The organism is Methylobacterium sp. 174MFSha1.1 (genome assembly GCF_900116815.1).
Lineage (GTDB): Bacteria > Pseudomonadota > Alphaproteobacteria > Rhizobiales > Beijerinckiaceae > Methylobacterium.
Window position 1 is genome coordinate 1 of record NZ_FPCB01000079.1, and the last position, 11,602, is coordinate 11,602.

The 11,602-nt window shown below is 71.9% G+C and carries 9 protein-coding genes and 1 pseudogene; 8 read left to right on the top strand and 2 right to left on the bottom strand.

The window, feature by feature from the left end; genetic code table 11:
- Nucleotides 1–398 precede the first annotated feature (398 nt).
- From BM430_RS35485 to ettA, 4 genes are all read left to right on the top strand, one after another.
- A complete protein-coding gene (locus BM430_RS35485) occupies nucleotides 399–653 on the top strand; it encodes a hypothetical protein (RefSeq protein WP_244539787.1) in 255 nt (84 codons plus the stop codon).
- On the top strand, nucleotides 650–1,564 hold the full coding sequence (locus BM430_RS33495) for a DNA/RNA non-specific endonuclease (RefSeq protein WP_244539788.1): 915 nt from the start codon (nucleotides 650–652) through the stop codon (nucleotides 1,562–1,564). The genes BM430_RS35485 and BM430_RS33495 overlap by 4 nt, the downstream gene beginning before the upstream one ends.
- 48 nt (nucleotides 1,565–1,612) lie before the next feature.
- Complete coding sequence (locus BM430_RS33500) at nucleotides 1,613–1,885, top strand: hypothetical protein (RefSeq protein WP_244539789.1); 273 nt, start codon at nucleotides 1,613–1,615, stop codon at nucleotides 1,883–1,885.
- Nucleotides 1,886–2,093: 208 nt separating this feature from the next.
- Entirely contained in the window at nucleotides 2,094–3,746 is a 1,653-nt protein-coding gene (gene ettA, locus BM430_RS33505; protein ID WP_093571493.1) for an energy-dependent translational throttle protein EttA, read from the top strand.
- Between the two features lie 109 nt (nucleotides 3,747–3,855).
- Here ettA and BM430_RS33510 read toward each other — a convergent pair whose 3' ends face one another.
- Entirely contained in the window at nucleotides 3,856–5,085 is a 1,230-nt protein-coding gene (locus BM430_RS33510) for a polysaccharide biosynthesis/export family protein (RefSeq protein WP_093571494.1), read from the bottom strand.
- Between the two features lie 670 nt (nucleotides 5,086–5,755).
- Between BM430_RS33510 and BM430_RS33515 the strand changes: the two genes are divergently transcribed.
- Nucleotides 5,756–7,102 (top strand): capsule biosynthesis protein, encoded by a 1,347-nt coding sequence (locus tag BM430_RS33515; protein WP_093571495.1) that lies wholly within the window; start codon nucleotides 5,756–5,758, stop codon nucleotides 7,100–7,102.
- 114 nt (nucleotides 7,103–7,216) lie between these two features.
- On the opposite strand, the gene BM430_RS33520 is transcribed toward BM430_RS33515, so the two are convergent.
- Nucleotides 7,217–9,184 carry a capsular polysaccharide biosynthesis protein gene (locus tag BM430_RS33520; RefSeq protein WP_093571496.1) on the bottom strand — a complete coding sequence of 656 codons (1,968 nt, stop codon included), beginning with the start codon at nucleotides 9,182–9,184 and terminating at the stop codon, nucleotides 7,217–7,219.
- A gap of 297 nt (nucleotides 9,185–9,481) precedes the next feature.
- Here BM430_RS33520 and BM430_RS33525 point away from each other — a divergent pair, with 297 nt between their 5' ends.
- The 3 genes and pseudogenes from BM430_RS33525 to BM430_RS33535 form a co-directional block, all read left to right on the top strand.
- On the top strand, nucleotides 9,482–10,255 hold the full coding sequence (locus BM430_RS33525) for an SDR family NAD(P)-dependent oxidoreductase (RefSeq protein ID WP_093571497.1): 774 nt from the start codon (nucleotides 9,482–9,484) through the stop codon (nucleotides 10,253–10,255).
- Between the two features lie 11 nt (nucleotides 10,256–10,266).
- Nucleotides 10,267–11,133, top strand: a complete 867-nt coding sequence (locus BM430_RS33530) for a formyltransferase family protein (RefSeq protein ID WP_177303258.1) — start codon at nucleotides 10,267–10,269, stop codon at nucleotides 11,131–11,133.
- A gap of 269 nt (nucleotides 11,134–11,402) precedes the next feature.
- Nucleotides 11,403–11,602: pseudogene (locus BM430_RS33535) on the top strand (IS110 family transposase); the annotation flags it as partial.

The window sequence follows — 11,602 nt, forward strand, 5'->3', positions numbered from 1 at the left end:
ATGGTCTCGGCGCGCAGCTCGGCGGCGAGCTGGGTCAGGTCGCTCTCGGGCAGCTGGCGGAGATCCGCCGGCTCGCGGACGCGGTCGAGGAGGGGAAGAACCAGATCGGACAAGTCGTGACACTCGCTCATTCGAGGGCGGACTCCGCCTCAAGCCTCGCGGCCGGGAGTCCCCGCAGATGGCGGCCGTTATACCGCAAGCGGCCGATCGCGCCATGGCGCGACGCGCGACCGTCTCGGTTGCGGCTGTGCGCGGCCTGACAACTCCGAAGAACATCCTGAACCCGGCGTGAATCCTTCGCGCCGCGGCGACAGCTGCGCCGGCTTGCGCTAGGATGCTTGCGCACGACGTGACCGCATCAGCGGTCGCGTCAGAACGCATCCCTCGACGGAGGCCAGATGGGACGGTCGATACCGGCGCGCGGGCTCGTCCTCGGCCTCCTGCTGGCGGCTTCGGGTGTCCTGGCAACGCCCGGCCCGGCGCGGGCGGTACCGCTCTATCCCGCCCTCGATCCCGCCTGGCTGCCGCACCTGCCGGTCTGCCGGCCCACCGACCGCGCCTGCGACACCGTCGCGCGGCGCCGGATCCCCGTCTGCACTTGGCGCCTGCGGCCGACGCCCGAGGGCCCGCGGCGGGTGCGGATCTGCGCGTGATCCGCGTCGCCGCCTTCCGCGCCCCGACGCCGCCGGCCGGCGGCGTCCTGCTGCTGATCGGAGCGATCGCGATCCTGCCGGGGCCGGCCCTGGCGCGCACCTGCCCGGAGCACTTCGCCGGCGGTACGCTCCCGTTGCTGACCAATCCCCGGCTCTCCGCCGACACCACGCTCCTGTGCTACAAGGCCTTCGCGGTCCTCTATTCGGGTCTGTCGCGCACGCCGCTCTACGCCGCCGAACATCTCACCGCCGCGCGGGTCGAGGCCGCGCGCCGGGTCGACCGGGTCGATGCGTTCCACGAGGAGGAGGGAGTGCCGGAGGCGGCGCGCGCCGACCTCGCGGATTACGCCGGCAGCGGCTGGGACCGGGGCCATATGGCCCCCTCCGGCGACATGCCGAGCCCGAGCGCCCAGGCCGAGTCCTTCACCCTCGCCAACATCGTGCCGCAGAACCCGGACCTCAACCGCCAGCTCTGGGCGGGGATCGAGAGCAGCGTGCGGGCGCTCGCGGTCGAGCGCGGCGACCTGTTCGTCGTCACCGGGCCGCTGTTCGAGGGCACGAGCGTGCAGTCGCTGCGCGGCCGGGTGCTGATCCCGACCCGGCTGTTCAAGGCAGTCTACGACGCCAATCGCGGCGAGGCCGGCGTCTACCTCGCCCGCAACGCCGCCCCGGGCGAGGCCTGGGAGGCGGTCTCCCTCGACCAGCTCGCAAGCCTCGGCGGCATCGTCGCCTTTCCGGACCTGCCGGATGCCGTCCGCCGCCACACCATGGCACTGCCCGAGCCGCGCCGCGACGAATATGCCGGCGGCCCGCGCAGCCGCCGCGAGCCCGGCTTCCTCGACTGGCTCGCCGCCGAGCTGCGCCGCGCCGCCCGCCGCGCCTGGCACGACTTCCTCCGCTCGCTGTTCTGAAACGAGTGTCGCATGTCTGAGAGGAAACCCTTGTCTGAGAGGAAATCCTTGCCCTCGCACGCGGAGCCCGCCTTCACCCCCTTCGCCGACGACGCCGCGGTCCAGACCCTCGGCGGCCTGACCCTCGAGAACGGCAGCGCCCGGATCGCGCTCCACGGCTCGCTCGACTTCGCCCGCGACCGGGAGAGCCTGGAGCGGGCGCGGGCCTTGCAGAAGACCCTTGCGGCGATCGTGGCGGCGCTGGAGGGCGAGGAGGAGCTGCCCGAGCGGGCCGACGAGGTCCGGGTGGCGACGACCGAGGTGAAGAACCCGTTCGGGTGAGGGCACTCTTGCAAGGTGCTCTTAGAGGACACTCCTGGGCCGCCTTGCACCCCCCCGGCGGCCCTGGTAAGCGCGGGAGCACTCCCAATTCCCACGCGCGGCCGCCCGCGCCGGCGCCCGTCGGGCCGGATCATCGTCACGATCCTCCGCCCGGCCCGCCCCGAATCCGGTCGGGACCGCGCGACACGAACCCCGGAAGGACCAGCCCATGGCCCGTGAATTCATCTACCACATGCGGGGTCTGACCAAGACCTATTCCAGCGGCAAGAAGGTGCTCGACAACGTGCACCTGTCCTTCTACCCGGACGCCAAGATCGGCGTGCTCGGCGTCAACGGCGCCGGCAAGTCGACGCTGCTGCGGATCATGGCGGGCATCGACACCGAGTTCAACGGCGACGGCTTCGTGGCCGAGGGCGCGCGGGTCGGCTACCTGCCGCAGGAGCCGCAGCTCGATCCGGACAAGACGGTCCGCGAGAACGTGATGGAGGGCGTCGCCGAGTCCCAGGCGATCCTCGATCGCTACAACGAGCTCGCGATGAACTATTCCGAGGAGACGGCGGACGAGATGACCCGCCTCCAGGACGAGATCGAGGCCAAGGGCCTGTGGGACCTCGATTCCAAGGTCGACCAGGCGATGGACGCCCTGCGCTGCCCGGGCGACGACGTGGCCGTGGCAACCCTCTCGGGGGGCGAGCGCCGCCGCGTCGCCCTCTGCCGCCTGCTCCTGTGGCAGCCGGAACTCCTGCTCCTCGACGAGCCGACCAACCACCTCGACGCCGAGACCGTCGGCTGGCTCGAAGGGCACCTGCGCTCCTATCCGGGCGCGATCCTGATCGTCACCCACGACCGCTACTTCCTCGACAACGTCACGAGCTGGATCCTCGAGCTCGATCGCGGCCGGGGCATCCCCTACGAGGGCAACTACTCGTCCTGGCTGGTCCAGAAGCAGAAGCGCCTCGCCCAGGAGGGCCGCGAGGAGGAGTCGCGCCAGCGCACCATCGAGCGCGAGCAGGAATGGGTCTCGGCCTCGCCGAAGGCCCGGCAGGCCAAGTCCAAGGCCCGTATCGCCCGCTACGAGGACCTCGTCGCCAAGTCGCAGGAGAAGGGGCCCTCGACCGCGCAGATCGTTATCCCGATCGCCGAGCGGCTGGGCAACAACGTCATCGAGTTCGACCACCTGGAGAAGGCCTTCGGCGACCGGCTGCTGATCGACGGCTTGTCGTTCAAGCTGCCGCCGGGCGGCATCGTCGGGGTGATCGGCCCGAACGGCGCCGGCAAGACCACCCTGTTCCGGATGATCAACGGCCTTGAGACACCGGACAAGGGCGACATCCGCATCGGCGAGAGCGTCAAGCTCGGCTACGTCGACCAGTCCCGCGACGCGCTCAACCCCGACGCGACCGTCTGGCAGGAGATCTCGGGCGGCAACGACATCCTCTATCTCGGCAAGCGCGAGATCAACTCCCGGGCCTATTGCGGCGCCTTCAACTTCAAGGGCTCGGACCAGCAGAAGAAGGTCGGCGTGCTGTCGGGCGGTGAGCGCAACCGCGTCCACCTCGCCAAGATCCTCAAGAGCGGCGCCAACGTGCTGCTCCTCGACGAGCCGACCAACGACCTCGACGTCGACACCCTGCGCGCGCTGGAAGAGGCGCTGGAGGATTACGCCGGCTGCGCGGTGATCATCAGCCACGATCGCTGGTTCCTCGACCGGATCGCGACCCACATCCTCGCCTTCGAGGGCGACAGCCACGTCGAGTGGTTCGAGGGCAACTTCGCCGATTACGAGGCGGACAAGAAGCGGCGCCTGGGCGTCGATTCCACCATTCCGCACCGGATCAAGTACAAGAAGTTCAGCCGCTGAGCGGCGGGACGGGGCGGGGTATCTCACCTCCGCCCCGACCAGGGCCTTCGGACAATAAAAAACGGGCCCCGCGGGGCCCGTTCTCGTTTCCGGATTCCGTCGCGGGCGCCTACCGCGTCGCCGAGTACAGCGAAGCGCCCGACGCGATCGGCGAGGTGACGGTGGAGAACACGCTGAGCACCTTCTGGACCTCGGTGAAGGGCGCGTTCGAGACGTAGACGAGGTCGCGGTTGCGCATCCGGAAGGCTTGGCTGACGAACAGGCTGTTGGGATCGCGCATGTTGATCCGGTAGACCACCGGCACGAAGTTCGAGGACAGGAGCGGGCTGCCCGGACGCAGGCGGCGCACCACCGAGGCCGGCTCGAACCGGAAGATGAACACGCCGGCCGGATCGGCCTGGAAGTCGCGCAGGCCCCCGGACTTGGCCAGCGCCTGGGCCAGCGTGATGCCCTCGGCCGAGAACGGGATCTCGTAATTCGCCCCCGTCGCGCCGACGGCCAGGAAGGTCTGGGGGTCGCGCACCAGGGTGAGGGTGTCGCCCGGGCGCAGGAAGATGTTTTCGCGCGGGTTGGAGACCACGGCAGTGAGCGGCACCGTGGCGGTGGCCGTGCCGCGCGACAGCCGCACGAAGGTCTCGTTCACTGGCGCCGAGACGCCGCCCGCGGTGGCGATGACGTCGAGCAGGCGGTCGCCCTTCTCGGTCAGCGGCACGCGGCCGCCGCCGAGGTTGGAGACCGGGCCGCTCCGGGACGCCGCCAGGCGGGCGCCGCCGCCGGCCGCCGCCGCCTCGCCCAGCACCGTGACGCTGGTGCTGAGCGGCGAGTTGACGGTGACGAGCACCTGCGGCTGGATCGCCTTGCCGGCGAGTTCCTGCTCAATCTGGCTCTGCACGTCCGGCGCGCGCCGGCCCGCGACCTTGATGCGGCCGGCATACGGCACCGAGATCGTTCCGTCCCGGGCCACGATCTGTTCGGGGATGCTGGAGGATTTCGAGCCGGTGGAGAGGCCGGTGACGGCGGGGGCCGAGAACAGGCCGCCGCTGCCGGCCTCCCAGATCGTCACCGTGATGGCATCGCCGACGCCGATCACCGGCTGCACCGAGGGGCGGCGGTCGCCGAAGGAGGCGAGCAGGCTGTCGAGCGGGCGGCCGCGCAGGGCCTCGACCACCGCGGCATCGACGTCGACGAGTTCGTAGCGGGCGAGCAGGCCCTGGTCGGTGGCGACGTCGGCGCCCTCCACGACCGCGCTCGCCGTCGGTCCGGCCGCGGGCAGGAAGCTGCTGCATCCCCCGATGAGGCAAGCAGCCGCCAGGACCGCTGGCATACCGACGCGCACCATGCACCACCCTCCGAAACCAGCCGGGCCGTCCACGACGGCCCGCTTCGGTCTTCCACTCCGTCGATGCCGGCGCGCCGGCATCCGTCCCGATCGCTCGCGGCGCTCACCGAAGAACGGCCTCGCGCCGGCGCGGCCTTGGAGCGGCCACGCTTCGCCGCCCCTTCCTACCATCTCGGGTGCTCGGGAGCGATGAACGGCGCGCGTTGCGCGCATAAGCGGCGCCGGTGTTGCACCGGCCCCACGCCGCGAGGCCGCAACTCGGGGCAAGTCGGCCGCAAATGCGTCGCGAGCGTGGCGGTACGGGCGCCCGCCGTAGCGTGGGGGCGACGCGGTGCGATAATGGACTGTGAATCCCGGGAATAAACCCGATCCGTCCACGTTCCTGCCCAGATCGCGGGCCTTATGGCGGCATTCGTCCGTCGGACGATCGCGACGGCGTCCACCGCCCCGCGCGACGAGGGCCCTGCGATTGTCCCCGACTGTTGCAGGATTGCCATTGTCCGCCCCGGATCGGCCGGTACTGTCCGCGTCGTCAGCGGCTCGCGCGCGGCTCTCGCGCGCCCCGAATGTCCGTCCCGGACAGGCTGGCCGCAGCCTGCTCGGGCCTTGACCGCCGCAGGATCCCGCCGGGCGACCGTGGCCGGCTCCTGCCCAGACTCGAGGTGTGCCCGTGAGAGCTGATCCCGCGCGAAACGTCGAACCGGCCCGAGGGGCCGTCCGTCCGGGCGCCCGTCAGGTCTTCCTGTTCCTGCAGGGCCCGGTCACGCCGTACTTCGCCCGGGTCGCCGACGCCCTCGAGGCGCGGGGCCACCGCTGCCTGCGGGTCAACCTCTGCTTCGGCGACTGGCTGTTCTGGCGCCGGGCCGGCGGCGTGAACTTCCGCGGCACCCGGGAGACCTGGCCGGCCTTCATCGCCGACCTGATCGACCGCGAGGGCGTGACCGACCTGATGCTGCTCGGCGAGCAGCGCTACTACCACAAAGTCGCGATCGCCGCCGCCAAGGCCCGCGGCCTGAACGTCACGGTGACGGATTTCGGCTACCTGCGGCCGGACTGGATCACGCTGGAGCGCGACGGCATGTCGGGCGACAGCTGCTTCCCGAAGGACCCCGAGGCCGTGATGGCGCTCGCCGCGAAGGCGCCCGAGCCCGACCTGGTGCCGCGCTACCGCGACAGCTTCTGGCTCCAGGCCGTCTGGGACATGGGCTACCACCTGATGAGCAACTGGCTCTGGTGGCTCTATCCCGGCTACAAGTCGCATCAGGTGCACCATCCGGCCCTGGTCTACATGGGCACCGGCCTGCACATCCTGCGCGCCAAGCGCACCGGCCCGCGGGGCGACGCCCTGGTGCGCCGCCTGCGCGAGGCCGGCACGACCTACTACGTGCTGCCGCTGCAGATGGAGAACGACTTCCAGCTGCGCGCCTACTCGCCGTTCTTCGACCTGAAGACGCCGATCCACGCGGTGATCCGCTCCTTCTCCGAGCACGCACCGGCCGAGTCGCGCCTGCTGGTCAAGATCCACCCCCTCGATCCCGGCATCCGCAACTGGGCGCGCATCGTGCGGCGCTCGGCGGTGAAGTGGGGCGTCTCCGACCGGGTCGACTTCGTCGACGGCGGCGATCTCGGGGCGATGCTGGAGGGCTGCCGCGGCGTCGTCACGGTCAACAGCACCGTCGGGCTGTGGTCGATGCGCGCCGCCAAGCCGACCATGACGCTCGGCGCCGCGATCTACGACATCCAGGGCCTGACCTACCAGGGCGCCCTCGAGACGTTCTGGACGAAGGCCGAGCCGCCCCGGCGCGAGCTGTGGGACGCCTTCATCAAGGCGATCGTCGCCAACATCCAGATCCGCGGCGTCTATTACAAGGGCGAGGGCCTGACCGCCGCGGTGGAGGCGACGGCCTCCCGCCTCGACCTCACGCAGGGCGCGTGGCTCGAGGTTCGCTCCCGGGCCCGCACGGCCCCCGAGGCCGGCGACGACCTGCCGGGCATCGAGGCGCTGCAGAACGCCTGATCGCCGCAAGAACGACGACACGAAAACGGGGCCGGCAACGGCCCCGTTTTCGTTTTCAAGACCCGGTTCATCGACCGGGCGCCGGCACCGAGGTGCCGAATGATCCCCGGGCTCTCACCCCCGTCGCAGAACGCGGCGCCAGACCACGGACCAGACCTGCTTGAGCAGGGCTTCCGGCGTGACGGCGCGCCGCGCCAGTTCCGGGTCGCCCTCGGCGAGGCGCTGCACCAGCACCTCGGGCGGGCAGGGCAGGCCGGTGCGCGGATCGACGTAGCGCGGGTAGAGGATCAGGGCGCCGGCCACCAGTTCGTCGAGCGTCAGGCGGCGGGTGCGGCGGGGCGAGCCCGGATCGTCGGTCAGGCCCCAGCCGGCATAGAAGGGCAGGCCGTGGGCGGTCACGGCCTTGCCGCGCAAGAGGGCCTCGAAGCCGATCAGCGAGGTCGCGACCTCGACCCGGTCCGCCGCCTCGATCGCGTCGATCGCCGAGACGTCGCGCAGGACCACGTCGGCATGGGCGGCGAGTTCGTCCGGCGGCACCCAGCCGGGCCGGAGTCCCGCCTCGACGTCCGGATGCGGCTTGAAGGCGATCACGGCGCCGGGATTGCGCTCCCGGGCGAGGCGCAGGAGCGCGGCGTTGCCCGAGACCGTCGTTCCGCCGAGGCGGATCGAGGCGTCGTTCTCGACCTGGCCGGCGACCAGCACCACCGGGCCCGGCCGCGGCATCGCCGGCATCGCGTTGCTGCCGACATTGTACTTGCTCACCCGCGCGGCGACCACGGCCTCGCGCAGAGCCGCCGCCCGGGCGAGGAGATCGGCCGAAAACGTCCCGGTCTCGAGCAGGCGCTCGAGGTCGCTCGGACCCGTCGCATCGTAGTAGACGCCGGCGGCGTCGAGGACGTGCGAGGCGCCCGGCCGCAGGGCGACCCCGAGGCCGATCGAGCGCAGGAAGCCGTCCTCCATCCGCAGGAGCGGCACGCCCGCCGCGCGGCAGGCCTCCTCGGTTCCAGCCGGCATCCGGCTGGCCCAGGTCACGACGCGCCGGACCTCCGCCAGCTCGCCCGCCGTCACGGGGGCATCGCCCCGGCGCACCACCGGGCGGTAGCCCGGGGCCGACAGGGTCCTGGTGATCCAGTCCCGCTTCCAGGCCGAGAAGCCGACGCAGAGGGTCGGCACCGCGTTCTCGCGCCAGCGCGACGCGACGAGGTCGAGGATCGCGACGGCGTCCTCGAACCGGGCCGGCGCCCCCGTATAGGGATCGAAGTAGCGCGAGCAGACCAGGTAGGCGGCGGCGAAGACGTCCGCGGCCTTGCGCCGGCGGGTGCGCCGGGGCAGGTGCAGCCGGTCGTCGGTGAAGCCCCAGCCGGCGTAGAAGGGCAGGCCGAAGCAGGTCACCGGCGTGCCGGCGAGCGCCGCCTCGAAACCGGCATGGGCCGAGACGACGTAGACGCGGTCGCACCCTTCCGCCACCGACCAGGCGGTGACGGGGTCGCCGACCAGGCGGGCACCGGCGGCCTCCGCCATCGCCGCGTCGACGTGGCCGCGCCGGCCGATCGTCGCGGCCGGATCCATCACCACCAGGCGCTCGGCCTCCGGCGCGTCGGCGGCGGCCGCCGCCAGCATCGCCGCGAAGGCGCTGGCGCCGGCCAGCCCGAACCCGACCGTCGGGTCGCCGACGGCCTGGTCGACGATCACCACGCGCCGGCGGGTGGGATCGGTGCGCGCCGGCAGGTCGCGGCGGCGGGGATCGTTGTCGAGGCTGAGCCGCCGCTCGCGCAGGCGCGCGATGCCGGCCTGCGCGCGGGCGAGAAGCTCGTCCGATTCCCAGCCGCCCTCCTCGAGCATGACCTCGAGCTCGCTCGGCGCCGTGGCATCGTAATGGATGCCGAGCCCGTCGATGATGTAGCTCAAGGCGCGCTCGGGACGGGCGTCGCCGAGCCGCAGGAAGCCCTCGTCCCAGCGGTCGCTCAGGCGCACCCGCCGCGAGGTCGGCTCGCTGCCCAGGCGCCGCGAGCGGCGGGGACCGGGCCCCTCCGACTCCGACGGCATCCGGGGCCACAACCGCTTCAGCTTGCCGCGATCCATCCGCCTCTCACTCACTGGCGGACCGTGCCGCCCCGGCCATGCAGCCCGGAGCAGGGGCCGTTCCACATCACCCCGGCCCCGTCAAGCACGCGCCTGGTGGGCGGGACGGCAGGCCCCGCCGGGCCGGGCCCTGTCCTGAACCGGTTCTCCTTACAATCGATCCGGTTTTCGCGATCCGGTTTTCGCGATCCGGTTTCGCAGATCCGGGCCAGCCGGATTTTTCCGCGCCCCGACGGGGACCGCCGTGCTAGAGGCGCGGGCCGTGCCGCCGCGTTCCGATCCCCGGGAGAACCGCCCTTGCCCGTCATCCTGATCACCGGCGCCTCGAGCGGCATCGGCGCGGCCCTGGCGCAGCATTACGCCGCCCTCGGCACCACCCTGGTCCTGAACGCCCGCGGGCCCGAGCGCCTGGAGGCGGTGGCCGAGGCCTGCCGGCGCAAGGGCGCCGCGGTCGAGACCCGAGCCCTCGACGTGCGCGACCGCGATGGGGTGCGGGCCTGGATCGACGACGTCGCCGGGCGGATCGGCCTCGACCTCGTCGTCGCCAATGCGGGCGTCAATGGCGGCCATCCGGACGGGGGGCTCGAGACCGAGGAGACCGCGCTTTTGGTCTACGACGTGAACCTGATGGGCGCCCTCAACGTGGCGCTGCCGGCGGTCGCCCTGATGGCCGCGCGCGGCCGCGGCCAGATCGCCCTGATCTCCTCGCTCGCCGCTTATGCGCCGCTGCCGGACGCGCCGGCCTATAGCGGCACCAAGGCGGCGCTGCTGGCCCACGGCCTCGCCTTGCGCGAGAAGCTGGCGCCGACGGGCGTGCGGATGAACGTTGTCTGCCCCGGCTACGTGAAGACCGCGATGGGGGCCGATTACGAGGGCTGGCGCCCGCTCGAGATGAGCGCCGAGGCGGCAGCCAAACGCATCGCCAAGGGCCTCGCCCGCGACGAGGCGGTGGTCGCCTTCCCGGCGGCCCTCGCGGCGGCGGCGCGAGGCGCCGGGCTGATCCCGGAATCCTGGCGCCGCCTCGGCATGCGCGGCTTCAGCTTCCGGATGAGCGAGCGCCAGCAGCGCTGACCCCTGTGGTTATGGAGACGTCAAGTCCGGTGCGGATCGCCCTGTTCACCCTCGAGGCCCTGCCCAACGCCCGGGCCGTGCGCCGCTTCGTCGCCGACCATGCCGCGCGGATCGCCTTCGTCGGCCTGTCCGACCCCGAGCGGCCGAGCACCGGCGGATTGACCGGCCAGGTGCGGCGCCACCTCGCGCGCTCCGGGCCCGGCTTCCTGCCCTACCTTGCGGTGAATTTCGGCCTGCCCGACCTCGCCCGGGGATTCGCACCGGCGACGCAGGCGCTGTCGGGCAGCCGCGACGTGCCGGAGGCGACGCCCCTCCGCACCCTGTGCCGGCGCCTGGGCTTGCCGCACGCCACCATCACCGACGTGAACGGGCCGGAGGTAACGGGGCACCTGCGGGAGCACCGGGCCAACCTGATCCTGTCGTTCCACTTCGACCAGATCTTCGACGCCGCGACCCTCGCGGCGGCCCCGAAGGGCGGGCTCAACGTCCACCCTTCGCTGCTGCCGCGCCACCGCGGCCCGGTGCCGACCCTGCACGCGCTGCTGGAGGAACGGCCGGATTTCGGCGTCACGGTGCACCGGCTGGCGCCGGCGATCGATGCCGGCGGTATCCTGGCGCAAGCGCCGGTGTCGCTGCCCGAGGGCGTCACTGCCTCGCGGGCGGCGGTGCTGCTGCACGAGGCCGGGCGGCCGCTGCTGGAGGGGGTTCTGGCGGAAGCGGAGCGGACAGGAGCGTTGCCGGAGGGGCGGACAGTCCCGGTCCTGCCTTATTGCGGCTTCCCGACGCCGGCACAGCTGCGCGACCTGAAGCGGCGAGGACGGAGGCTCGTCGATGCCGGGGATCTGCGCGAAGCGTTGAGCCTGTCGCTCAGGCCGTGATCCTGGAGATCGGCACTCCGAGGATCGGCCTGCGCCGACCCGGACAGACCCTCCGTGTCATCCCGGGGCCGCGCAGCGGAACCCGGGATCCATAAACGCCGACGTCGGATAATGAAGCGGATCGCGTTCTGCTTAATCCTGCACCGTCAGCGGTTATGGATCCCGGGTTCTCGCCTGCGGCGAGCCCCGGGATGTTGGGGTGGACGGCCCCCGCCGGCATCATAAGTGCCAGGTTGAGGTCGTCTGACACCCAACCGAGGAGACCGTCCGTGACGCAGATTAGCATCATCGGCCTGGACATCGCCAAGTCCGTCTTCCAGTTCGAGGCCCAGGACGCGCAGGGCGCCGTGGTGAGCACCGAGCGCGTCTCGCGCGACAAGCTGCTGCCGGCGCTCAAGAAGATCCCCGCCACCATCGTGGCGATGGAGGCCTGCGCCACCGCCCATCACTGGGCGCGCCAGATCCGGGC

What these genes read in the sequence shown, in the direction of transcription:
- BM430_RS35485 (WP_244539787.1), top strand. Translation starts at nt 399, where the DNA reads ATGGGACGGTCGATACCGGCGCGCGGGCTCGTCCTCGGCCTCCTGCTG.
- ettA (WP_093571493.1), top strand. Translation starts at nt 2,094, where the DNA reads ATGGCCCGTGAATTCATCTACCACATGCGGGGTCTGACCAAGACCTAT.
- BM430_RS33510 (WP_093571494.1), bottom strand. Translation starts at nt 5,085, where the DNA reads ATGGTGCGCGTCGGTATGCCAGCGGTCCTGGCGGCTGCTTGCCTCATC.
- BM430_RS33520 (WP_093571496.1), bottom strand. Translation starts at nt 9,184, where the DNA reads ATGGATCGCGGCAAGCTGAAGCGGTTGTGGCCCCGGATGCCGTCGGAG.
- BM430_RS33530 (WP_177303258.1), top strand. Translation starts at nt 10,267, where the DNA reads ATGGAGACGTCAAGTCCGGTGCGGATCGCCCTGTTCACCCTCGAGGCC.